Source organism: Acidipropionibacterium jensenii DSM 20535 (genome assembly GCF_000425285.1).
Classification (GTDB): Bacteria; Actinomycetota; Actinomycetes; order Propionibacteriales; family Propionibacteriaceae; genus Acidipropionibacterium; species Acidipropionibacterium jensenii.
The window spans coordinates 70,062-92,245 of record NZ_AUDD01000002.1; the positions used below are offsets into that span (position 1 = coordinate 70,062).

General features: G+C 69.7%; 18 protein-coding genes and 1 riboswitch. Of the genes, 12 read left to right on the forward strand and 6 right to left on the reverse strand.

Going from position 1 to position 22,184, the window contains the following annotated elements; genetic code table 11:
- Positions 1-88: 88 nt before the first annotated feature.
- From hemC to H590_RS0101545, 9 genes are all read left to right on the forward strand, one after another.
- Positions 89-1,135 (forward strand): hydroxymethylbilane synthase, encoded by a 1,047-nt coding sequence (gene hemC, locus H590_RS0101505; RefSeq protein WP_051238052.1) that lies wholly within the window; start codon positions 89-91, stop codon positions 1,133-1,135.
- Positions 1,132-1,893 (forward strand): uroporphyrinogen-III synthase, encoded by a 762-nt coding sequence (locus H590_RS0101510; RefSeq protein ID WP_028702159.1) that lies wholly within the window; start codon positions 1,132-1,134, stop codon positions 1,891-1,893. The genes hemC and H590_RS0101510 overlap by 4 nt, the downstream gene beginning before the upstream one ends.
- Positions 1,890-2,900, forward strand: a complete 1,011-nt coding sequence (gene hemB, locus H590_RS0101515; RefSeq protein WP_084149188.1) for a porphobilinogen synthase — start codon at positions 1,890-1,892, stop codon at positions 2,898-2,900. Before H590_RS0101510 ends, hemB begins: the two co-directional genes overlap by 4 nt.
- Positions 2,901-3,037: 137 nt before the next feature.
- Complete coding sequence (hemL, locus tag H590_RS0101520; protein ID WP_028702161.1) at positions 3,038-4,354, forward strand: glutamate-1-semialdehyde 2,1-aminomutase; 1,317 nt, start codon at positions 3,038-3,040, stop codon at positions 4,352-4,354.
- A 150-nt stretch (positions 4,355-4,504) separates the two neighbouring features.
- Complete coding sequence (locus H590_RS0101525; RefSeq protein WP_036980604.1) at positions 4,505-5,275, forward strand: HhH-GPD family protein; 771 nt, start codon at positions 4,505-4,507, stop codon at positions 5,273-5,275.
- Between the two features lie 218 nt (positions 5,276-5,493).
- Positions 5,494-6,930, forward strand: a complete 1,437-nt coding sequence (locus H590_RS0101530; protein WP_028702163.1) for a catalase — start codon at positions 5,494-5,496, stop codon at positions 6,928-6,930.
- Positions 6,931-7,033: 103 nt separating this feature from the next.
- The gene (locus H590_RS14280; protein ID WP_084149189.1) at positions 7,034-8,059 is read left to right on the forward strand and encodes a LacI family DNA-binding transcriptional regulator; all 1,026 of its coding nucleotides are present in this window, start codon (positions 7,034-7,036) and stop codon (positions 8,057-8,059) included.
- 171 nt (positions 8,060-8,230) lie between these two features.
- Positions 8,231-10,585, forward strand: coding sequence for an FAD-dependent oxidoreductase (locus tag H590_RS14285; RefSeq protein ID WP_051238054.1), 2,355 nt, complete (start codon positions 8,231-8,233; stop codon positions 10,583-10,585).
- Between the two features lie 245 nt (positions 10,586-10,830).
- Positions 10,831-12,261, forward strand: coding sequence for an MFS transporter (locus tag H590_RS0101545; protein ID WP_084149190.1), 1,431 nt, complete (start codon positions 10,831-10,833; stop codon positions 12,259-12,261).
- 4 nt (positions 12,262-12,265) lie between these two features.
- On the opposite strand, the gene H590_RS18600 is transcribed toward H590_RS0101545, so the two are convergent.
- Genes H590_RS18600 through H590_RS0101565 form a run of 4 tightly spaced genes read right to left on the reverse strand, consistent with a single transcriptional unit; the run spans position 12,266 to position 16,516 of the window.
- Positions 12,266-12,631 (reverse strand): ParB N-terminal domain-containing protein, encoded by a 366-nt coding sequence (locus H590_RS18600; RefSeq protein WP_028702165.1) that lies wholly within the window; start codon positions 12,629-12,631, stop codon positions 12,266-12,268.
- 50 nt (positions 12,632-12,681) lie between these two features.
- Positions 12,682-13,776 carry an ABC transporter ATP-binding protein gene (locus tag H590_RS0101555; RefSeq protein WP_232020915.1) on the reverse strand — a complete coding sequence of 365 codons (1,095 nt, stop codon included), beginning with the start codon at positions 13,774-13,776 and terminating at the stop codon, positions 12,682-12,684.
- The gene (locus H590_RS0101560; RefSeq protein WP_028702167.1) at positions 13,770-15,458 is read right to left on the reverse strand and encodes an ABC transporter permease; all 1,689 of its coding nucleotides are present in this window, start codon (positions 15,456-15,458) and stop codon (positions 13,770-13,772) included. The genes H590_RS0101555 and H590_RS0101560 overlap by 7 nt, the downstream gene beginning before the upstream one ends.
- Positions 15,434-16,516 carry a thiamine ABC transporter substrate-binding protein gene (locus H590_RS0101565; RefSeq protein WP_028702168.1) on the reverse strand — a complete coding sequence of 361 codons (1,083 nt, stop codon included), beginning with the start codon at positions 16,514-16,516 and terminating at the stop codon, positions 15,434-15,436. Before H590_RS0101565 ends, H590_RS0101560 begins: the two co-directional genes overlap by 25 nt.
- A 65-nt stretch (positions 16,517-16,581) precedes the next feature.
- A riboswitch (TPP riboswitch) is annotated at positions 16,582-16,700 on the reverse strand.
- A 453-nt stretch (positions 16,701-17,153) separates the two neighbouring features.
- Between H590_RS0101565 and H590_RS0101570 the strand changes: the two genes are divergently transcribed.
- The gene (locus H590_RS0101570; protein ID WP_232020914.1) at positions 17,154-17,753 is read left to right on the forward strand and encodes a nucleoside/nucleotide kinase family protein; all 600 of its coding nucleotides are present in this window, start codon (positions 17,154-17,156) and stop codon (positions 17,751-17,753) included.
- Between the two features lie 106 nt (positions 17,754-17,859).
- Here the strand turns inward: H590_RS0101570 and H590_RS0101575 are convergent, their stop codons facing one another.
- Together H590_RS0101575 and H590_RS0101580 are read right to left on the reverse strand one after the other, a co-directional pair.
- Complete coding sequence (locus H590_RS0101575; protein ID WP_028702170.1) at positions 17,860-18,549, reverse strand: rhomboid family intramembrane serine protease; 690 nt, start codon at positions 18,547-18,549, stop codon at positions 17,860-17,862.
- Entirely contained in the window at positions 18,546-19,445 is a 900-nt protein-coding gene (locus H590_RS0101580) for a TIGR01777 family oxidoreductase (protein ID WP_028702171.1), read from the reverse strand. The genes H590_RS0101575 and H590_RS0101580 overlap by 4 nt, the downstream gene beginning before the upstream one ends.
- A 105-nt stretch (positions 19,446-19,550) precedes the next feature.
- On the opposite strand from H590_RS0101580, the gene H590_RS14290 reads away from it, so the two are divergent.
- The gene (locus H590_RS14290) at positions 19,551-21,719 is read left to right on the forward strand and encodes an MMPL family transporter (RefSeq protein WP_084149191.1); all 2,169 of its coding nucleotides are present in this window, start codon (positions 19,551-19,553) and stop codon (positions 21,717-21,719) included.
- Positions 21,716-22,150, forward strand: a complete 435-nt coding sequence (locus H590_RS0101590) for a pyrimidine dimer DNA glycosylase/endonuclease V (protein WP_028702172.1) — start codon at positions 21,716-21,718, stop codon at positions 22,148-22,150. The genes H590_RS14290 and H590_RS0101590 overlap by 4 nt, the downstream gene beginning before the upstream one ends.
- Positions 22,151-22,184: the final 34 nt, after the last annotated feature.

Genomic DNA, 22,184 nt, shown 5'->3' on the forward strand with positions numbered 1-22,184 from the left:
ATCGGTGCACCCGATCGGGGCACCTGTCGGTCCGGAGCGCGCGCCCGGCCCGATCTCGCTCCACCGACGCCGTGAGAGGATGGCGGATATGAGTCGTCGCACCTCAACAGCGCCCACCTCCCCGCAGAAGCGCACACCCGTACGACTCGGCACCCGGGCCAGCAGACTGGCCACCACCCAGTCGACGATGGTCGCCCGGGCCCTCGACGGGCACGGTCTGGACGTCGAGCTGGTCCATGTCACCACCCACGGCGATGTCATCTCCACCCCGCTGTCCCAGATGGGCGGCACCGGGGTGTTCGCCTCGGCGATCCGCGCCGACCTGCTGGCCGGACGGTGCGACATCGCCGTGCATTCCTTCAAGGATCTTCCGACCGCCCAGCCCCTGGGCCTGGTGGTGGCCGCGGTGCCGCAGCGCGAGGACCCGCACGACGCCCTGGTGGCCCGCGACGGGTTGCGGCTCGCCGAGCTGCCCGCCGGAGCCAGGGTCGGCACCGGTTCGCCGCGTCGCGCCGCCCAGCTGAGGGCGGCCCGTCCCGATCTCGAGGTGGTCGACATCCGCGGAAATGTCGACACCCGGGTGGGCCGGGTCAAGGGCTTCGGCGGCCGCGAGGACCTGGATGCGGTCGTCGTGGCGGCCTCCGGGCTGCGCCGGCTGAGCCGCGGCGGCGACATCAGCGAGGCTCTCGACGTCTCGGTCATGCTGCCCGCCCCCGCCCAGGGGGCGCTGGCCGTGGAGTGCCGCACCACCGATGCCCGCCACGGCGTGCTGGCGCGGGGGCTGGGGGCCATCGACGACCTCGACACCCGACTGTCGGCCACCGCCGAGAGGGCCGTCCTGGCGGGCCTGGAGGCCGGCTGCGCCGCCCCGGTCGGCTGTCTGGCCCGGGTCCGGAAGGGCGTGCTGGATCTCAGTGCCGCGGTCGTCGCGGTCGACGGCACCCGCTCGGTGCGGTCCCAGGCAGGTCTCGAACTGCCCGACCGTCCCCCGGAGAAGGCCGACGAGATCGCCACCCTGGTCGGAGCCGCTCACGCCCTGGGCCTCCAGGTCGCCCGGGAGCTGCTGGACCAGGGGGCCGCCCGGATCGCCGACCTGCACGCCTCGAAGGCCGGTCCCGAGGAGGCGACGCGATGACCTCGATGGTCTCCCCCACCGACGCCGGCATCATCCGACCGCCGGTCCTGCTGCCCCGCGACTCCGCCGGCGACCGGATCGGGGCGGCCCTCAAGCACGCCGGACTCGGCGTGATCCACCACCCCGTCACCCGCACCGTCGAGCTGGACGGCGCCCTGCCCAGGGTCTCCCAGTGGCTGGAGGGGGCCGGACCGCAGGACTGGCTGGTGCTCACCAGCCGCCGGGCTGTCGAACAGCTCGACGCGGCCGGACTGCTGAAGCAGATCGCCGTCAGGGTGGCCGCCGTCGGGCGGGCCACCGGAGCCGCCCTGGCCGGCGCCGGGGTCGACGTCGACCTGGTGCCCCGCGACCAGTCTGGAGCCGGACTGGTGACCGACTGGCCGGATCCGGGAGCCCGGGTCCTGCTACCCGTCTCCCAGCTGGCCGCCGACACCGTGCCCGAGGGGCTGACGGCCCAGGACTGCCGGGTCACCCGGGTCGACCTCTACACCACCGAACCCCTCGACGCGCTGCCGCCCGTGATCGCCCAGGCCTGGCCCGCCATCGGCGCCGTGGTGGTCACCTCCTCCTCGATCGCCCGCGCCCTGGACCGTCTGGTCACCGGGGCCGGACTGGTCTGGAAGGCCCATCAACACCCGATCGCGATGGGACGTCCCACCGCGCGCACCCTCGAGGAGCTCGGCCATCCCGCCTCGGCGATCGCCGCCGAGCCGACTCCCGAGGCCATCCTCACCGCAGTAGAAAGTGTCCTGTCATGACGAAGTTCCCCGCCCGCACGCTCAATCCCGCACTGGTTCCCCTCGAGCGGCCGCGCCGGCTGCGCACCACCGCCGCGATGCGCCGGATGGTCGCCGAGACGAGGGTCCACCCGTCCCAGTTCATCCTGCCGGTCTTCGTCGTGGAGGGGATCGACGAGGCCTGCGAGATCTCCACCCTGCCCGGCCAGTACCAGCACACCACCGAGTCGATCAAGAAGCTGGCCGAGCAGGCCGCCGAGGCCGGCATCGGGGGCATCGACCTGTTCGGGGTGCCGACCCGCAAGGACGAGATCGGCTCGGAGGCCTGGAACCCCGAGGGGATCCTCAACCGCGGGATCGCCGCGGTGCGCGAGGCCGTCGGCGACGACCTGGTGATCTGCGCCGACACCTGCCTCGACGAGTTCACCGACCACGGCCACTGCGGGGCGCTGACCCCCGACGGTCGGGTCGACAACGACGCGACCCTGCCGCTGTACGCGGAGATGGCCGTCTCCCAGGCCCGCTCGGGGGCCCAGATGGTCTCCCCCTCGGGAATGATGGACGGCCAGATCGCGGTGATCCGCGACGCCCTGGACTCCGAGGGATTCACCGATGTGTCGATCCTGGCCTACTCGGCGAAGTACGCGTCGGCCTTCTTCGGCCCCTTCCGCGGGGCGGTCAACTCGTCCCTGAAGGGCGACCGCAAGACCTACCAGCAGGACCCCGCCAACCGCCGCGAGGGGATGCGCGAGACCCTGCTGGATCTGGCCGAGGGGGCCGATCTGGTGATGGTCAAGCCGGCCTCCCACTACCTCGACGTGCTGTCCGACGTCGCCGAGATCTCCCCGGTGCCGGTGGCCGCCTACCAGGTGTCCGGCGAGTACGCGATGCTGGAGGCGGCGGCCGCCAACGGCTGGATCGACCGGCGCCGGTGCATCACCGAGTCGCTGACCTCGATCGCCCGGGCCGGCGCCGACGTCATCCTGAGCTACTTCTCGATCGAGGCGGCGGGCTGGTTCCGGGACTGATCCGGACCCCGTCGCCGGTTCGTCCAGGGCATCTGTGTCCGGGGCATCCCGGTCGAACCATCCCTGTCTGAGCCTGTCTGTCGAATCATCTCCGTCTGAGCAATATCTGGGGCCCGGAGCCCCGGGAAGGGACCACTGTGAGCAGTAACGCTGAACTCTTCGACGAGGCGAGATCGGTCATCCCCGGCGGGGTCGACTCGCCGGTGCGCGCCTACGGCAGTGTGGGCGGGGTGCCGCGGTTCATCCAGCGGGCCTCCGGTCCGTGGCTGTGGGACGCCGAGGGGACCCGCTACCTCGACCTGGTGTGCACCTGGGGTCCCTCCCTGATGGGTCACGCCCATCCGCAGGTGATCGCCGCCGTCCAGGACGCCGCCTCCCGCGGGCTGTCCTTCGGGGCTCCGACCGCCACCGAGACCGAGCTGGCCGAGGAGGTCCGCTCCCGGGTGCCGCTGGCCCAGAAGATCCGCTTCGTCTCGACCGGCACCGAGGCCACCATGACCGCGATCCGGCTGATCCGCGGGGCCACCGGGCGCGACCTCATCATCAAGTTCGCCGGCAACTACCACGGCCACTCCGACGGTCTGCTGGCCGAGGCCGGGTCGGGAGTGGCAACCGCGGGGATGCCCGGTTCGGCCGGCGTCCCGGCCGGGGTCACGGCGTCCACCCTGGTGCTGCCCTACAACGACGAGGCCGCCCTGGAGGAGGCCTTCGCGGCCCGCGGCGACCAGATCGCCGGGGTGATCGTGGAGGCCTCGGCGGCGAACATGGGAGTGGTGCCGCCCCGTCCCGGGTTCAATGCGGCGATCCGGCGGATCACCGCCGAGCACGGCGCCCTGATGATCATCGACGAGGTGCTCACCGGCTTCCGGTGCGGACCGTCGGGATTCTGGGGGTTCCAGCAGCAGAACGGGGAGCGGTTTGAGCCCGACCTGTTCACCTTCGGCAAGGTGGTGGGCGGCGGGATGCCGCTGGCGGCCCTGGGAGGGCGGGCCGAGGTGATGGACCTGCTGGCGCCGACCGGGCCGGTGTACCAGGCGGGCACCCTCTCGGGTAACCCGCTGGCCACCATCGCCGGGCTGCGCACCCTGCAGCTGGCCACCGACGACGTCTACCAGCGTCTGGACGACCGCTCCGACCAGTGGCGCCAGGTGCTCGCCGAGCAGCTGGAGCGCGCCGGGGTGCCCTTCGTCATCAACAACGCCTCGAACCTGTTCAGCATGTTCCTGGGATCGACGCCGGCGCGCGACGGGGTGGCCGACTACCGGCAGGCGAAGACGCAGAACGCCGAGGCCTACACGGCCTTCTTCCACGCCATGCTGGACGCCGGGGTCAACCTTCCGCCCAGCTGCTTCGAGGCCTGGTTCCTCTCCGATGCCCATGATGACCAGGCCCTCGAGGTCTTCTCCGAGGCGCTGCCGGGCGCCTGCCGGGCCGCCGCGAAGGTGATCGGCTGAGTGACCGAGGACGCTGTGCCGGACGGGTCGAACCGTCCCGAGCCATTCACCGTGTCCGAGCGGGAGGCGGTGCGGGCGGCCTGTTCGGTCTGGTTCGGCGAGCACGGCCGCGACCTGCCCTGGCGTCGTCCCGGAACCACCCCGTGGGGGGTGCTGGTGAGCGAGGTGATGAGCCAGCAGACTCCGATGTCGCGGGTGGTGGGGCCGTGGACCGAGTGGATGGACCGGTGGCCCACCCCCGATGATCTGGCCGAGGAGGCCCCGGGCGCCGCGGTGGCCGCCTGGGGGCGCCTGGGATATCCCCGCCGGGCGCTGCGTCTGCACGCCTGTGCCACTGCGATCGCCGGTGACCTGGGCGGGGTGGTGCCCTCGGACTTCCAGGCGCTTCTCGCCCTGCCGGGAGTCGGGGAGTACACCGCCGCGGCGGTGGTCTCCTTCGCCTTCGGGGGCCGGGCGGCGGTGCTGGACACCAATGTGAGACGGGTGCTGGCGCGCATCGAGACCGGGGTGGCCAACTGCGGCTCGTCGACCAGCAGGGCCGATCGGGAGCTGGCGTCCCGCTGGCTGCCCGACTCCGACGCCCAGGCGGCCCGCTGGGCGGTCTCCTCGATGGAGCTGGGGGCGCTGGTGTGCACCGCCCGGACGCCGCTGTGCGACCGGTGCCCGGTGGCCGACCACTGCCGGTGGCTGGCCGCCGGCAGGCCCATGACCGGCGCCCCGGTCCGGCGCGGTCAGGCGTGGAAGGGCACCGACCGGCAGTGCCGCGGGGTGATTCTGGATCTGGTGCGCAATGCTGAGCGGGGCGTCGAGGTCGAGGTGGCGCTGGCCGCCTGGCCGGTACGCCACCAGGCCGAGAAGTGTCTGGCGAGCCTGCTCGCCGACGGTCTGGTCCACAAGAAGGACTCAACGCTGAGCCTGTGATGGCAGGCAGCACCGAGGCAGTGCGTCCGCTGCGGTACCGCAAGTGGCACTGGGGCCCTGCGCCGGTGGGATTGCACCTTCGGCTGCGAGTCGTTTGACTCCCGTGAAAGCATGGGCGAAAGAGCCGGACGCCACGTATGCGTCGGCTGGCGTGAGCCGATGAGGCCACGCAGTACCCCGACTCATCCGGGGCTGGGGAAGAATGAGAGGAGTTCACAATGGCCATCGATCCGAAGAACCCGCCGACCAACGAGAACGGTGCCCCGGCGGTCAGCGAGGAGCACTCGCTCACCGTCGGCACGGACGGTCCGGTCGTCCTTCATGACGTCCATCTGGTCGAGACTCTCGCGCACTTCAATCGCGAGCGAGTTCCCGAGCGCAGCCCGCACGCCAAGGGTTCCGGGGCATTCGGCGAGCTCGAGATCACCGGCGATGTCAGCGCCTACACCAAGGCCGATTTCCTGCAGCCGGGCCGTCACACGCCAATGGCCGCACGATTCAGCACCGTGGCCGGCGAGCAGGGCTCTCCCGACACCTGGCGCGATGTCCGCGGATTCGCGCTGAAGTTCTACACCCAGCAGGGCAACTTCGACATGGTCGGCAACAACACGCCGATCTTCTTCGTACGCGATCCCATGAAGTTCCCGCACTTCATCCGGTCCCAGAAGCGCCTGCCCGACAGTGGGTTGCGCTCCCCCAACATGCAGTGGGACTTCTGGACGTTGTCTCCCGAGTCGGCTCATCAGGTGTCGTATCTGATGGGGCCGCGAGGCCTCCCGCGCGACTGGCGGCACATGAACGGGTACTCCTCGCACACCTACTCGTGGATCAATGCACAGGGCAAGCTGTTCTGGGTGAAGTACCACTTCATCACCGACCAGGGCGTCGAGAACATGTCGAATGCCGAGGCCATGCAGCTGGCCGGCAAGAATGCCGAGTACCACCGCGAGGACCTCTTCAGCGCGATCGCGGAGGGGAACTATCCGAGCTGGACCTTCAAGGTGCAGATCATGCCCTACGAGGATGCCGCCGGATATCGCTTCAATCCCTTTGACCTCACCAAGGTGTGGCCCCACAGCGACTACCCGCTGATCGAGGTCGGGAAGTTCCAGCTCAATCGCAATCCGGACAATTTCTTCGGTCAGATCGAGCAGATGGCCGTCTCTCCGTCCAACACCGTTCCCGGCACCGGATTCTCACCGGACAAGATGCTGCTCGGTCGGGTGTTCGCCTACAACGACGCGGCCCGAACCCGCATCGGACCGAACTTCGAACAGCTCGAGGTGAACCGTCCGATCATTCCGACGAACACCTACACCTTCGACGGGCACATGCGCGTGGAGCACTCCGGGAATGCCCCGGACTCCTACGGTCGGCCGTGGGCCGAGGACAGCGGCACAGCCGATGACTCCTGGGAGAATGATGGCGATCTGGTGCGCTCGGCGGCCCGGCTGCACGCCGAGGACGACGACTTCGGCCAGGCGCACTCGCTGGTCCATGACGTCTTCAGCGACCAGGACCGCGCCGACCTCGTCGACACCCTCGAGGGCCAGATCGTCGGTACCGATGTGGTCGAGCCCGTGAAGACCCACATGATCGAGTACTGGACCAAGATTGACGAGGAGGTGGGAGAGGCTCTCGCCAAGCGGGTGTGATCTGCCCAGGACTGCTTCTGGTCGCGCGACTGCCCACCCGCACAGGCGCTCACCAGAAGTGGCACGTGTCCACTTCCGTGCGACGGATCGTTAGTCTGAGGACATGACTGGTGGCGAGCAGGGGCGTGGCAGGCGGCCCACGATCAGGGACGTGGCGGCCGCGGCGGGGGTGTCCAAGTCGCTCGTGTCTCGTGCCTTCATCGACCCGGATCGGGTGGGTTCGGAAAGCCTCAAGCGCATCATGAGCACCGCTGACGATCTGGGATACCGACCGAGCTGGTCGGCGCGGGCGCTCAACGGCCCCAATGGCGGGTTCATCGGAGTCGTGATAGCCGATCTCTACTCCCCGGCACTCGCACCCATCGTCGCCGGCGCCTACCGGCGACTCAGAGCGGCCGGACACGACGTCCTGTTGTCCATGGCCAGCCTCAGCGAACCCGGCGCCGACCGCCAGCTGGAGAAGGCCCAGGTGGCGTTCCTCCACGACCTGCGGCCGGCGAGCCTCCTGGTGGTCGGAGCGGTTCCGGACATGCGCTCGCTGGAAACCCTGGCCACGCAGATCCCGATCGTCGTGGCGGGTTCACGAGATGTCGCACTGCCCGTGGCTGCCGAGGTGGTCACCGATGACAGGGCGGGAATGGACGCCGTCATCACCCATCTGGTGGCACTTGACCACCAGGACATTGCGCACATCGCCGGCATAGGGAAGGTCGGCGAGGCTCGGGCCGACGCATTCCGCGAGTCCATGTCCAGACATGGACTCGCCACGCGATCCACCATCATCCAGGGAGACTTCGAGGAAGATGCAGGCTACCGGTGCGCCCGCGAGCTCCTCGCCTCCGACACCCCTCCCACCGCCATCACGACAGCCGGCGACCCGGCTGCTGTGGGTGTCCTCGCAGCAATCGGGGAGGCGGGATCCGATGTGGCAGTGGTCGGCTACGGTAACGCACCCGTCGCGAGCTACCACCTGACACAGCTCACAACGATGGATCCCGACAATCAGCAGATCGGCGCCACCGCGGCCGCCACTCTCCTTGATGCACACTTGGGCGACGCCGCCGGACGGCAGATCCGGGTGCAGCCGAAGCTCATCGTGCGGTCCACATCGATTCCTCGAAGTTCATAGCCTCAGGCTATTGACCTCAAATTTCCCCATGCGTAGTGTGTGGACCGGTCCACAAAGGTGGACCGGTCCACCCTGGGGTGGAAGAGAACCACGATGTCGTGGAATGGCGTCAACGAAGCGCCGTGGACCCCGTTGTCGAGGTCACCATGTCGTCGGGATGGAGAGAGGGCTATGCGCACAGATTCAGAACACTTTGACGTGGTGGTCGCCGGCGGTGGGATGGCAGGCGTGTCCGCGGCAATCGCCTCCGCCCGCCACGGGGCCAGGACCGTCCTTATCCAGGACCGTCCAGTGCTGGGAGGCAACTCCTCCTCCGAGGTGCGCGTCACGCCGCACGGCGCCGCCGCCTTCCACGGATACGCCCGCGAGACCGGCGTGATCTCCGAGGCCCTGATCCAGGACCGGGTCGTCAACCATGCCCGGATCTGGGAGGACGGCTGGACAAACTCGGTGTGGGACATGGTCCTCTACGACATGGCTACTCGTACCGAGAACCTCACACTCCAGCTCAACACCGGGGTCGAGGACGCGACCGTGGTGGATGGCCGCATCACCAGGATCACGGCACGGACCTGGGGGGCGGAACTCATCCATGACATCTCCGCCGACGTCTTCATCGACTGCACCGGCGACGGCACACTGGGCGAGCTCGCCGGCAACCCCGGTCGCCAGGGCATGGAGGCGGGCAGCGAGTTCGGCGAGGTCTACGCCCCGGACGAGGCGACCTCCGACACGATGGGCTCGACCCTCTGCTTCAAGACGGTCGACACCGGTGCGCCCACCGAGTTCCACGCTCCCGACTGGGCCGTCAGGTACGACGACGAGCGGTTCTTCCTCAAGGGCGGCCGCAAGGTGCCCCACCTGGAGTGCGGGTACTGGTGGATCGAGCTCGGTGCGCCGTGGGACACCCTTTACGACAACGAGACGCTGCGTCACGAACTGACCCGACACGTGCTGGGAATCTGGGACTATCTCAAGAACCGCGATCCCTACTGGTCCCCCCGCGCCGCCACGCTGGCCCTGGACTGGGTCGGTCAGATCCCCGGCAAGCGCGAGTCGCGTCGACTCGAGGGACGGCACATCCTGCGCGAGCAGGACCTCGTGGAGAACCCGGCCTACGAGGACGAGGTGGCCTTCGGCGGCTGGTACATGGACCTGCACACCATCGGCGGCCTCCTCAAGGACGTCGCCGAGCCCACCACCGCGAACCAGTGGACCAATCCGCACGCGGCGTCGATGGGATCCAAGTACGTCGGACCGTTCTCCATCCCGCTGTCGTCACTGACCTCACGCGCGCTGAGCAACCTGTTCTTCGCGGGCCGCGACATGTCGGCCACCCACGCCGCACTGTCGGCGACCCGGGTCATCGGCACCTGTGCCTCGATGGGACAGGCCGTCGGCGTCGCCGCCGCTCTCAACCACGCCGCCCCCAATGTCGCCGACGCCGCCATGGCCAATGTGGCGGACGTGCAGCAGACCCTGCTGCGCGACGGCGCCTTCCTGGTGCACGTCGGCAACGCAGACCCGTCCGACCTGGCCCGCTCCGCCACGATCACGGCGAGCTCGTCGGACCTGGTCAGAGGGGTCGGACCGTCCTCGCAGAGCCATCTGGGTGGCGTCGAGTACTGGCGGGACTACCCGCTGTTCCCGGCCACCGGCCGGCTGGAGAGGCGCACCGCCCAGTGGATCATCCGCGGTGCCGGACAGCCGCTGGACACGATCGGGCTGGCCCTGTCCAACCACGGCGACGCCCCTGTCACCCTCACTGCCCGGCTGTACCCAGTCACCGACATCTGGGACTACCAGTCCAACTCGGGAGAGCCGCTGGCCAGCACTGAACTGACGGTGCCCGTGGGCGGTCCCACCTGGGTGGACTGGGATGTCGCGCTCCCGGCGGCCGCGGCGGAGGGGCCCGGCTACATCCGGATCGACCTGGAGGCCTCTCCCGACGTCGAGTGGCACATCTCCCCCGCGGTGCTCCCGGGCCAGATCGCCACCTACGAGGACCGCCCCGGGCACTACCGCCGGTTCGGCTCCGGCCAGACGCTGTCCTTCCGGGTCAGCCCGGCCCAGCGCGGCTACGAGCCCGGCGAGGTGATCTCCGGGGTGGCCCGGCCGCACCGGTCGACCAACGAGTGGCGCTCGGACCCGGCCGAGCCGCTGCCCGCCTGGATCCAGCTCGACTGGGATGCGCCCCGGACCGTGCGCCAGGTGCAGGTGACCTTCCCCGGCCATCTGCTGCGGGAGTACCACGCCTATCCGCCCTTCTTCCGGGACCCACAGACACTGCGCGAGTACGAGATCCAGGCGGCGCAGGCCGATGGCTGGCACACCCTCGCCCGTGTCCAGGACAACACCTCCACCCGGGTCGTCCACACGTTCGACAGCCCGGTGACGACCGACCGCCTGCGCCTGGTCGCCCTGAAGACCAACGGAGATCCGTCGGCCGGGGTCTACGAGATCCGCGCCTACGAGCACCCGGTGTGCACCATGCCCTCCTACCCGGGCCGGGAACTCACCGACTGAGAAGACGACGCCGTCGCGAACCGTCGGGGCGCGCCAGCACACAGAACCAGATCCCGGGGCCGGGTACTGACCGGCCCCGGGAGCACCGGAGAACACCATCCCGCACGTTGATGTCCGGGCCTGACCCAAGTGGCATCCATAAATTGACAAGACACCCATACCAACCAGAACTTAATATCGAATGAAGATCGGTCAGGGTCAGTGACGATCCCCCGATATCCTGCGTGCCCTTAAGGAAGAGCGGCATGAACATGACAACAGCAGTTGCACCAGAAGCACCCTCCGAGACGGTCGTCATCCACAGTCGTCGCGATATCCTCAGATACCTCGAGGACAATCCCAGGAACACCCCTCGGGTCGGAATTCTGTTCGCGATCGCGATGACCTCGGTCCTCGCCGACGCCTATGACCTGGGGAGCCTGAGCATCGGCGTCAGCTCGATGACGCAGGACCTCGGCCTGACCGCGACCCAGATCGGATTCATCACCTCGGCGACCGCACTCGGAGCGCTCGCCAGCGCCCTGGCCGGCGGCATCATCGCCGACCGCACCGGACGGTACAAACTGTTCATCATCTGCGCCGTGCTGCTGACGGTCGCACCGATCGGGATCTGCCTGTCGGTGAATTTCTGGATGGTTCTGTTCTTCCGCGTAATTCTTGGTATCGCAATCGGTCTGGACATGCCGGTGGCCTTCTCCTTCATGGCCGAACTGCTGACCAAGGAGACCAATGCGAAGTTCATCAACTTCTGGCAGCCGTTGGCCTCATTCTCCAACATTCTTGGCGTCAGCATCGCGCTGCCGTTCGCGATCAACGCGGTCACCTCGCACATCTGGCGGTTCACGGTCGGATTCGGGGCAGTCATCGCCGTCGTCGCCCTGGTGCTGCGGCTGAAGTACTCCGAGGAATCACCCCAGTGGTCGGCCAGGCATCAGACTCTCGAACAGGCCGCCGGCGTGCTGGGCAAGACCTACGACCTCAATGTCATCGTCGAGCCCGACGGCAGCGATGACACGATGGAAGAGGAGCAGAAGCACGGGGTCAGGGAGCTCTTCGGCCAGAAGCAGCGGGCGAAGACGGTGCTGGTGTCGATCTGCGCCTTCGCTCAGCAGCTCCAGTACTACGGTGTGGGCTTCTACATCCCGGTCATCGCCGCGATGGTGTTCGGCAAGGACATGGTCTCGACCATCGTCGCCACGATCTGCGCCCAGGGCCTCGCCATGCTCGCCGGCCTGCTCGGGGTGCGGCTCACCTCGCGACTCGGCCTGCGCAGGCTGGGCCTGGTGGGCTATGCGATCGTGCTGGTCTGCCTGGTGTGGATGGGTCTCATCGGAGTCCAGGGCGGACAGGACCCGTCCCTGCTCCCGGTCTTCCTGGTCGCCTTCCTGCTCGCCGGAAGCTCCTTCGGACCAGGCCCGCTGTCCAAGACGCTGGCCGCCGTCGTCTACCCCACCGAGATCCGCGGCATCGGCACGGGCTGGTCGGAGACCATGGGTCGCGTCGGATCGGCCATCGGCCTGTTCTTCTTCCCGGTCGTGCTGGCCGCGATCGGCATCAAGTCGACGATGCTCGTCATCGCCATCTGCCCGATCATCGCCATCGTCGCGCTGCTGACGGTGCGCTGGGGAGAGAAGTCCCAGCGACAGTCCCGTCTGGTGACGCCCGAGGCTGGCTGATCGGCTAGCTGTCGAGTGGTCGAGGGCCCATCATCCGATGGGCCCTCGACCACTCTGCGTCCAGAACGGTGAAGTCCTGCGGATCCATGGTCTGGGCCCACCACGGGCGCGGCGTCAGCGGCAGACGCCGCAGCGCGACCGGAACCGTCGCCAGGCCGAGCCGCCGGGCCACCGCCAGACGGTGATGGCCGTCCAGGGTGGCGAACTCCTCGTTGAAGGCCAGATCCAGGGGCACGAGAATCCCGTGGAGGGCGATGTCGCGTTCCAGTGCGTTCAGATGCGAGGGGGTGTCCACCACATCGGCCGGTGCACCGACCAGCTCCCGGTCGACCACCTGGTACCGGGTGACCAACTGCGTCGGAAGCACCACGATGCACGTTATGGGCGGCAGGCTACCGGGGTCGACGCCGCAGCCGGCAGTCAGTGTCCCGGCCGGAGGTGCACGAGAGCCGAGGCGTCCACGCCGAGACCCACCGTCTCGCCGGGCTCTCTGCCGAGGGCACCACCACCGACGACCGCCGCCGCAAGACGCCCGTCGGGCAGCTTCACCTCCACCTCGGTGCGACCCCTCACGAACCGCGAGGAGACCACTTCCGCGCTGATCCCACCGGCCCCGGGAGCGCGACCACTGGACTCCCGGGCCTCCTCCACCACCAGCGACCCGACCGGCAGTGCCACCGGCCCCTCGACCCGCACCCCGAACCAGGCCGCCATCTGCTCGGGGGCGACCACCGGCCCCTGGCCGAGCAGTTCCACCACACCGGCGTCGGCCGGGTGGCCCCACAGCCGGGCCGGGGTGTCGAGCTGGACGAGTCGCCCGGCCTCCATCACCCCGACCAGGTCGGCCACCGCGAAGGCCTCGTCCTGGTCGTGGGTGACGTGGACTGTGGTCGTCCCGGTGCGCTGCACCAGGTCCCGGATGTCGGAGGCCAGCCGGGACCTCAGCGCCTTGTCGAGGCTGGACAGCGGTTCGTCGAGCAGCAGCAGCCGAGGTTGGGCCGCCAGCGCCCGGGCCAGCGCGACCCGCTGCGCCTGGCCGCCGGAGATCTCCTGGACCGGCCGGTTCTGGTACCCCTGGAGCCCGACCAGCTCGAGGAGCTCCCCCACCCGGGCGCGACGTCGTCCCCGCGGCATCCGGTTGAGGGCATAGCCGACATTTCCGGCGACGTCCCGGTGCGGGAACAGCTGGCCGTCCTGGAACATCAGCCCGAAGCCGCGACGGTGGACGGGCACCCTGGTGACGTCCTCGCCGTCCCACAGCACGGTCCCCCGCTCGGGCCGCACCAGGCCGGCGACCGCCCTCAGCAGGGAGGACTTGCCCGACCCGGAGGCGCCCAGCAGGGCGACCACCCGGCCCGGTGCGACATCGAGACTGACGTCGTCCACCGCGGGCGGGGCGCCCTCCTCGTAGCGGACCGTCAGGTCTCTCACCGACAGCCCTGCAGCACCCTTGTCCACCACGCGGTCCTCCGAACCCTCATCCAGACCCTCATCCGTCACCTGCTCGCCTACCACGACGTCACCTCCGGTGGTCGAAGTCTCTCCGCGATCCCCATCACGACCACCGTCATCCCCGCCAGCAGCACCGAGGCGGCCATCGCCATCCCGTAGTTCTCGGCGCCGGGCCGTGAGATCAGCCGGCCGATCGCCACCGGCAGGGTCATCCGATCGGGACGCGACAGGAAGGAGGTCGCCCCGAACTCCCCCAACGAGGTGGAGAAGGCGAACCCGATCGCCAGTCCCAGGCCGCGCGCCAGCACCGGCAGGTCGATGGTTCCCAGCACCCGCCACGGCGGCGCCCCCAGCGCCGCGGCCGCCTCCTGCTGACGCGGATCGATCCCGCGCAACGGCGGCAGCAGCACCCGGGTGACCAGTGGGATCGCCACCATCGCCTGGGCGATCGGCACCAGCACCGGGGAGGTGCGCAGGTCCAGCGGCGGCCGGTCCAGGGTGATGAGGAATCCGAATCCGACGGTCACCGCGGAGACCCCCAGGGGAAGCATGAAGGCCGCATCGCCGATCGACAGGCCGGCCCGTCCCCACCGGCCGGTGGGACGCCGCGACAGCAGCAGGGCCACCACCGCACCCAGCCCGACCGCCAGCAGGGTCGCCCAGACCGCGGTGGTGAGGGAGTTGATGAGGGTCTGCCAGACGCTGATGACCATCCCGGAGCCGTCCCCGGGCGACATCAGCGCCCGGTAGTTGGCCATCGACCACACGCCGTCGCGCTGGAAGGACCGCTCCACCAGGGTGAGCACGGGAGCGAGCAGCAGGACGACCACGACGAGGGCGGTGACGACCACTGGCAGCCCGTCGCGGCGTCCCCGGAATCGCAGCGGTCCCGGCGAGGCACTGCCCAGGGACCGTTGCAGACGGCGCTGGGCCCGACCCGACAGGAACAGGCACAGCCCGGTGACCGCCAGCTGAACCACCGCCAGCGAGGAGGCGGTGGGTAGGTCGAGGAACTCGACGGTCTGGGTGTAGATCTCGGTCTCCAGGGTGGAGTACTGGGTGCCGCCGAGCACCTGGACGATGCCGAAGGCCGAGGCGCAGAACAGGAAGACCACCGAGGCCGCCGAGGCGATCGCCGGCGCCAGGGCCGGCAGGGTGACGGTCCGCCAGACCCGCAGCGGACCGGCCCCCAGAGCCCGGGCGGCGTCGGCCCGGCGCGGGTCGAGCTGGGCCCAGGTGGACCCCACCGTGCGCACCACCACGGAGTAGTTGAAGAACACCAGGGCGGCGGTGATGGCCTGCCAGGACCCGTCCAGGCCGAGGAACCCGAGCCGGCCGTTGGAGGCCAGCAGGGTCCGGAAGGCGACGCCGACCACCACGGTCGGCAGCACGAAGGGCACCGAGACCAGGGCCCGGACGAGGGTGCGTCCGGGCCAGCTCACCCGGTAGAGCAGGTGGGCGCCGAACAGGCCGAGCACCAGGCAGAGCAGGGTGCCCAGGCTCGCCTGTCCCAGGGTGAACCGGATGATCCGCCAGGTCCGCGAGGACTGGAAGGTCTGGGCCATCACCGCGAGGGTGGGGTGGCCCTCCTCATCGATGAACCCCTTCACGATGAGGTGGATCGCCGGGGCGGCGAAGAAGACCGCCAGGAAGCCGACGGCCAGCAGGCCGGCGACCAGCCAGCAGGCGCGCCACACCCACTGGGACGTCCGGTAGGACCTCACCCCTGAACCGTCTCGGTCCACTCCTTGATCCAGGTGTTCCGGTTGACCGACAGCGTCTTCGGGTCGACGGTGAACGGCTTGGGGGACAACGGGGCGAACTTCTTCCACTCGGCGGGCAGCGCCACCGAGGAGTCGATCGGGTACATGTACATCTGCCCGGGGATGTCGGCCTGGGCGTCCTTGGAGAGCAGGAAGTCGACGAAGGCCTTCGCCCCGGCGGGGTTCTTGGCGCCGTGGATGACCCCGGCGTACTCGGTCTGGCGGAAGCAGGTGTTGAGCAGGGCGGAGGTGGCGGTGGTCTTCCCGTCCTTGCTCACGGTGTCGGCCGGGGAGGTCGAGTAGGACAGCACGAGCGGGTACCTGCCCTTGCCCTGGCCGGCGCTGAAGTCGACGTTGTAGGCGTCCTGCCAGCCCTTGTCGACCTTGACGCCGTTGTTCTTGAGGCTGGTCCAGTAGCCCTTCCAGCCGTTCTCGCCCTTGGCGCCGACGGTGGCTGCCAGGAAGGCCATTCCCGGGGAGGAGGTGGCCGGGCTGGAGACCACCAGCAGGTTCTTGTACTGGGGCTTGGCGAGATCGTCGAGGGTGGTGGGGACCGCCAGCTTCTTGGCGGAGAACCAGCCGTCGTCGGCGTTGATGCAGACGTCGCCGCGATCGATCGGGGTGAGCTTGCCGTCGGTGTCCTGGGCGGCGTCCTTGGCCGAGGCGGGCAGCGCGGCGGAGCTGTAGGGGTCCAGCACGCCGGCCTGGATGGCGCGTCCGGAGAAGGTGTTGTCGATGCCGAAGACGGCGTCGCCGAGCGGGGAGTCCTTGGTGAGGATCATCTGGTTGACGACGGCGCCGGCGTCCCCCTGGGAGACGAACTTGGGCCGGTAGCCGGTCTTCTTGGTGAACTCGGCGACGACGTTCTTGCTCATCGCCCAGGAGTCGTGGGTGACGATGGTGACGTCCTTGGACGGGGTGGCCGAGCCGGAGGCCGAGCCGGCGCTGGACGACCCGCCCGATGACCCGCACCCGGCCAGTGCCATCGCTGCGGCGAGCAGAACGGCCAGTCCTGCGTGATGGTCTCGGATCCCGAACATTGCCTTCTCCTCCTCATGGAGGGGCCCGGCGCTCGCGTCCGGGCGGCTGGCCCTGACGAAAGAGCCTGGAGAGATTCTCGACTCCCTACGCCGGGTTGATCCCGCTGGTGCGGGTCCGGATCAGGTTCGAGGGTCTGCCTTCTCGGCACTCTCAGCACGATTGCGTGCTCCCCTGTCGACGCCGAAGACTCTATCAGTCCGTCCGCCAGGGGCGTGCTGACGTCCGACACGACGCCGCCAGACCCGGGGGACGACCCCACCCAGGCCGGGGGACGACACCACCCAGGCCCATTCGTGTTCGATCTTCCGGTGAGTTCAACCCAAGATCGAACACAAACCCGGGCCAGGCCCGACACCAGACCCACAACCCCCACACAGGCCCGTTGGTGTTCGATCTTCCGGTGAGTTCAACCCAAGATCGCACAGAAACCCGGACCAGGCCCGACATCGACCCCACACCCCCACACCAGGCCCGACATCGGCCCCACGGCCCCACACCACGCCCATTCGTGTTCGATCCCCCGGCGAACTCTCCCGAAGATCGCACACCAAACCGGGAACGGTCCAGTGCACCTGTGCCCCGGATTCCGATGCGGGTCCACAGTTCCTCCCACCCACCGGAGGATGATGGTGCCCCGTGAGACCTCACCAGGCTGCCGACCGCCCACCAGCGCGCTCCCCACACGGGCCGGCCGAGACCTTCTCCCCTGGCGAGGCCGACCCCATCGTCGATCGGATTGCGGCCGACGGCGCCGGACGACGACCGGTGGTCCTGATCGACGGCGGCTCGGGATCGGGCAAGTCCACCCTCGCCGAGGCCCTGGTCGGCATCCTGGACCGGCGGCCGGGAGCGCCCTGGCAGCTGGTCCACGACGACTTCTACCCGGGTTGGGCCGGCCTGTCGGCGGCGTGGCGGATGGTCCCCGAGAAGATCCTGGCCGACCACGACGCCGGGTACCGACCGTGGGACTGGGCCGCGAAGGCCCCCGGCGACCGGCGCGAGCTGGACCCCCGGGCGGCGATCCTCGTCGAGTGCTGCGGGGCCCTCACCCCGGTCTCGGCGGCGATGGCCACCACCCGCATCTGGTGCGAGGCGGACCCGCGGACCCGCAGACGACGGGCTCTGGACCGCGACGGCGAGATGTTCGCCCCCTACTGGCAGATGTGGGCCGTCCAGGAGGAGCTCCACTGGCTGCGGCACCGCCCCCGGACCCTGGCCGACATCGTGGTGGGCTGAGCTCAGCCCCTCACCGTCAGCGGGGCGGACCCGCCGACCTGTCGGATCCGGGGCTCAGCCCCTCACCTTCAGCGGGGCGCACCCGCCGACCTGCCGGATCCGGGGCTCAGCCAGGCACCGGGGTGATGACGTACTTCAGGACCACCAGGATCACCATCACCGCCAGCAGTCCGGCCAGCGCCCACCAGGTCATCGGCCGGTGTCCGCGGCGCACCCGCTCGGTGTCCTCGAAGAACACCACGCCGGTCACCAGGCCCGCCAGAAATCCTCCGACGTGGGCCTGCCAGGCGATGTCGGGGATGAAGAAGACCAGCGCCACGTTGAGACCCAGCACGATCCACAGCGGCCTGGTCGACCCGCCGAGTCGCCGCTGCACCACCAGCAGGGTGCCGAACAGCCCGAAGATCGCCCCCGAGGCGCCGACCAGTCCGTCGTACCAGCCCGGCACGATCGCCGTCCCGTTCGGTGCCGGCGAGGCCATCACCACGAACAGGGTGCTGCCGGCCAGGGCCGACAGCAGATAGCTGGCGATGTAGCGGGCCCGCCCCAGGAATCCCTCGAGGCTGCGACCCACCGCCCACAGCGCCCACATGTTGAACCCGATGTGGGTGATGTTCTCGGCGTGGGCGAAGGCCGAGGTGAGGAACCGCCACGGCTCCTCGCGCCCGGCCGCGGCCGACAGCGCGATGTCGTCGATGAATCCGGGCACCGTGAGCTCGACCGCCCACACCAGCACGCAGATCCCGATGAGGGTCCAGGTGACCACCGGGACCGGGCGAGTGTTCTGCCGGCTCACCGCCTGCCCCGCTCGGCGGTGGCGATCGCCCGGGCGAGGCTGGGGTCGTCGAACTCGAACCCGATCCGGCCGAGCACCTCGCCGCGGACCCGCTGGCCGGCGAGCAGCGCCTCGTCGACGAGCTCGGAGCCGAAGATCATCCGGACCGCCGGGGTGGGCAGCGGCAGCATGTGTGGGCGGTGCAGGTACTCGGAGTAGGTGGCGATGAACTCGGCATTGGTCACCGGGATCGGGGCCACCAGGTTGATCGGCCCGACGATCTCGGGGTTGGTCAGGGCCGCGATCATCACCCGGATGTGGTCGCGCAGGCTGATCCACGACAGGTACTGCCGCCCCGAGCCCATCCTGCCGGCCAGTCCCAGCCGCACCATGGGCCGCTGCTTGGCCAGGAATCCGCCCTGGGAGGCGATCACCTGGCCGGTGCGCAGCATCACGACGCGGACGTCGTCGGGGGCCTCGGAGGCCGCGGCCTCCCACTGCCGGCAGACTCCGGCGAGGAATCCGTCGCCGGCTCCGTCCTGCTCGCAGACCCACTCGTCGCCGCGCGGGCCGTAGTAGCCGACGGCCGATCCGTTGAGGAAGATCTTGCACCGCTTCGAACTCTCCAGCGCCCGGGTGACGATCCGGGTGGTGTCCAGGCGGGAGTAGAGGATGCGCTGCTTGCGGTCCTCGGTCCAGCGTCCCCCGGCGATGGGTTCGCCGGCCAGGTTGATGACGGCGTCGACGTCGTCCAGGAAGGGCGGGGCGATGGACAGGGTGTCGAGGTCCCACCGTCTGTCGCTGGCCTCGATGGGCTCGTGACGGGTGAGGGTCACGACCTCGTGGCCCTGTCGACGAAGCTCCGTGACCAGGGCGCTGCCCAGCAGTCCGGCGAAGCCTCCGATAGCGATGCGCATGGGCCAAGTGTAGGAAGCCGTCCCCGGCCCGTCTCATGATCGCCGGGAGCGGACGGGGGTGTCGCAGCCTCGCGGGGTGGGCGACGGCGCGCCTATTGTGACCGCATGGACAACGACCCCTCCGGCCACCGGAGCGCCTCCAGGACTCCGCGCAGCTGGCTGAGGGTGCTGGTGCCCGCCCTGCTCATCCTCATCTGGCTGGCCGGGGCGGGGGTCGGCGGACCCTACTTCGGTCGGGTCGACGAGGTCTCTTCCAACGACGCCACCGCCTACCTTCCGCGGTCGGCCGATGCGACCCGGGTCCAGGAGCTGCTTGGGAGGTTCAACGACTCTTCGGCGATCCCCGCGGTGGTCGTGATGACCAGCGGGTCGCCGCTGACCCGCAGCCAGACCGGCGCCCTGCAGAAGGCGGTCCAGGGGCTGGCCTCGGTCCAGGGGGTGACCGGCCAGGGCTCCCCGGCCATTCCCTCCAAGGACGGCCGAGCCATCCAGGCCTTCGTCCCGATCGACCGGGACGCCGACGTCGGCGAGGCGGTCGACCGGGTCAGGAACACCCTCGAGAGGACCGCACCGGAGGGGATCGAGGTCTTCGTCACCGGACCGGCGGGATTCACCGCGGATCTCCTGGAGGCCTTCTCGGGGATCGACACCCTGCTGCTGGGAGTGGCCCTGGCGGCCGTCCTGGTGATCCTGCTGATCGTCTACCGGTCCCTGCTGCTGCCCGTCGTGGTGCTGCTGACCGGAGTCTCGGCGCTGACGGTGGCCCTGCTGGTGGTCTGGCACCTGGCGCGGGCCGGGGTGCTGCTGCTGAGCGGGCAGACCCAGGGGATCCTGTTCATCCTGGTGATCGGGGCGGCCACCGACTACGCCCTGCTCTACGTCGCCCGGTACCGGGAGGCGCTGATCGCCGAGAGGGACCGGTGGACCGCCACCGTCGATGCCCTCAAGGGGTCCGTCAGGCCGATCGTCGCCTCCGGCGGCACCGTCATCGCCGGACTGCTGTGCCTGATGCTCAGCGAGCTGAAGTCCAACAGCACCCTGGGGCCGGTGACCTCCATCGGCATCGTCTTCGCGATGCTGGCGGCGCTGACCTTCCTCCCGGCGATGCTGCTGCTGATGGGACGGGCCGCCCTCTGGCCCAGGGTCCCGCACTTCGACCCGCAGGCCTCCGGCGAGGTCTCCCCCACCGGGCTGTGGGCGCGGGCAGGACGGGCGGTGTCGACGCGGCCGCGCACGGTGTGGGTGGTGGCCTGCGTGATCCTGGCGGTGTGCACCCTGGGGATCACCCAGCTGCGCGCCCAGGGGGTGCCCCAGTCCGACCTGGTGCTCGGCTCCTCCCAGGCCCGCGACGGACAGCGCGCCCTGGCTGAGCACTTCCCCGGCGGCTCCGGCAGTCCCGCCTTCGTCGTCACCAGCTCGGCGGACCTGCAGAAGGTCGCCGACGTCCTGCTGGCGAGTTCGGGGGTGCAGAGTGTCGCCGTCTCGGCCGACACCCCGGCGGGCACCGCACCGGTGACCCGGTCGGGGATCGGCGGGTTCGGCGGCCCGGGCACCCCGGCGCCCGAGCCTCGGGTGGTCGACGGCCAGGTGCTCCTCCAGGCGACCCTGGCCGATGCGGCCGACTCCGATGCCGCCGAGCAGACCGTCCGCGATCTGCGCTCCGAGCTGGACCGCGGCGGCGCCACCGCTCTGGTGGGCGGGGTGACGGCCACCGCCATCGACACCAACGACACCTCGCTGCGCGACCGCAATCTCATCATCCCGCTGGTGCTGGCGGTGATCCTGGTGATTCTCATGGTGCTGCTGCGGGCGGTGGTCGCCCCGCTGGTCCTGCTGGGCACCACCGTGCTGTCCTTCGGGGCGACGATGGGGGTGGCGGCGGTGGTCTTCAACACCGTCCTGGACCTGCCGGGGGCCGATCCGGCGGTGCCGCTGTTCGGCTTCGTCTTCCTGATCGCGCTGGGGATCGACTACAACATCTTTCTGATGACCCGGGTGCGCGAGGAGTCCGGCGCCCACGGCACCCGGCCCGGGATCATCCGGGGGCTCCAGTTCACCGGCGGGGTGATCACCTCGGCGGGGCTGGTGCTGGCGGCGACATTCGCGGCGCTGTCGGTGATCCCGATCCTCTTCCTGGTCCAGATCGCCTTCATCGTGGCCTTCGGGGTGCTCGTCGACACCTTCCTGGTGCGGGCGGTGCTGCTGCCGGCGCTCTGCTACGACATCGGCCGGCCGATCTGGTGGCCGTCCCACTGGGGAAAGGAGATCCGATGAGACTCTGGTCTCTGAACCCGCGCCATCTGGACCGGATGGGGCTGGTCGCCTGCTGGCGGGAGAGTCTGCTGGCCCAGGCGGTCCTGGCCGGCCGCACCAAGGGGTACCGCAACCATCCCCAGCTCAACCGGTTCCGCGCCCAGACCGATCCGCTGGCCGCGGTCGGCTGCTACCTGGAGGGCCTCGGCCGGGAGGCCACCGCGCGGGGCTACCACTTCAACACGACGCTGATCCTGCGGCCCTGCGGACAGACGCCGCCACCGCTCATCCCGGTCACCACCAGTCAGCTCGACCTCGAGTGGCGCCATCTGGGGGCCAAGCTGGCCCAGCGCAGCCCCCAGGACGCGGCTCGCTGGGAGCACGACGAGCCGAGCCCCCATCCGCTGTTCCAGCCGGTGCCCGGCCCGGTCGAGGACTGGGAGCGCGGCTGACCGGGATCGGTTACCCGGGCGGTCAGACCCGCGC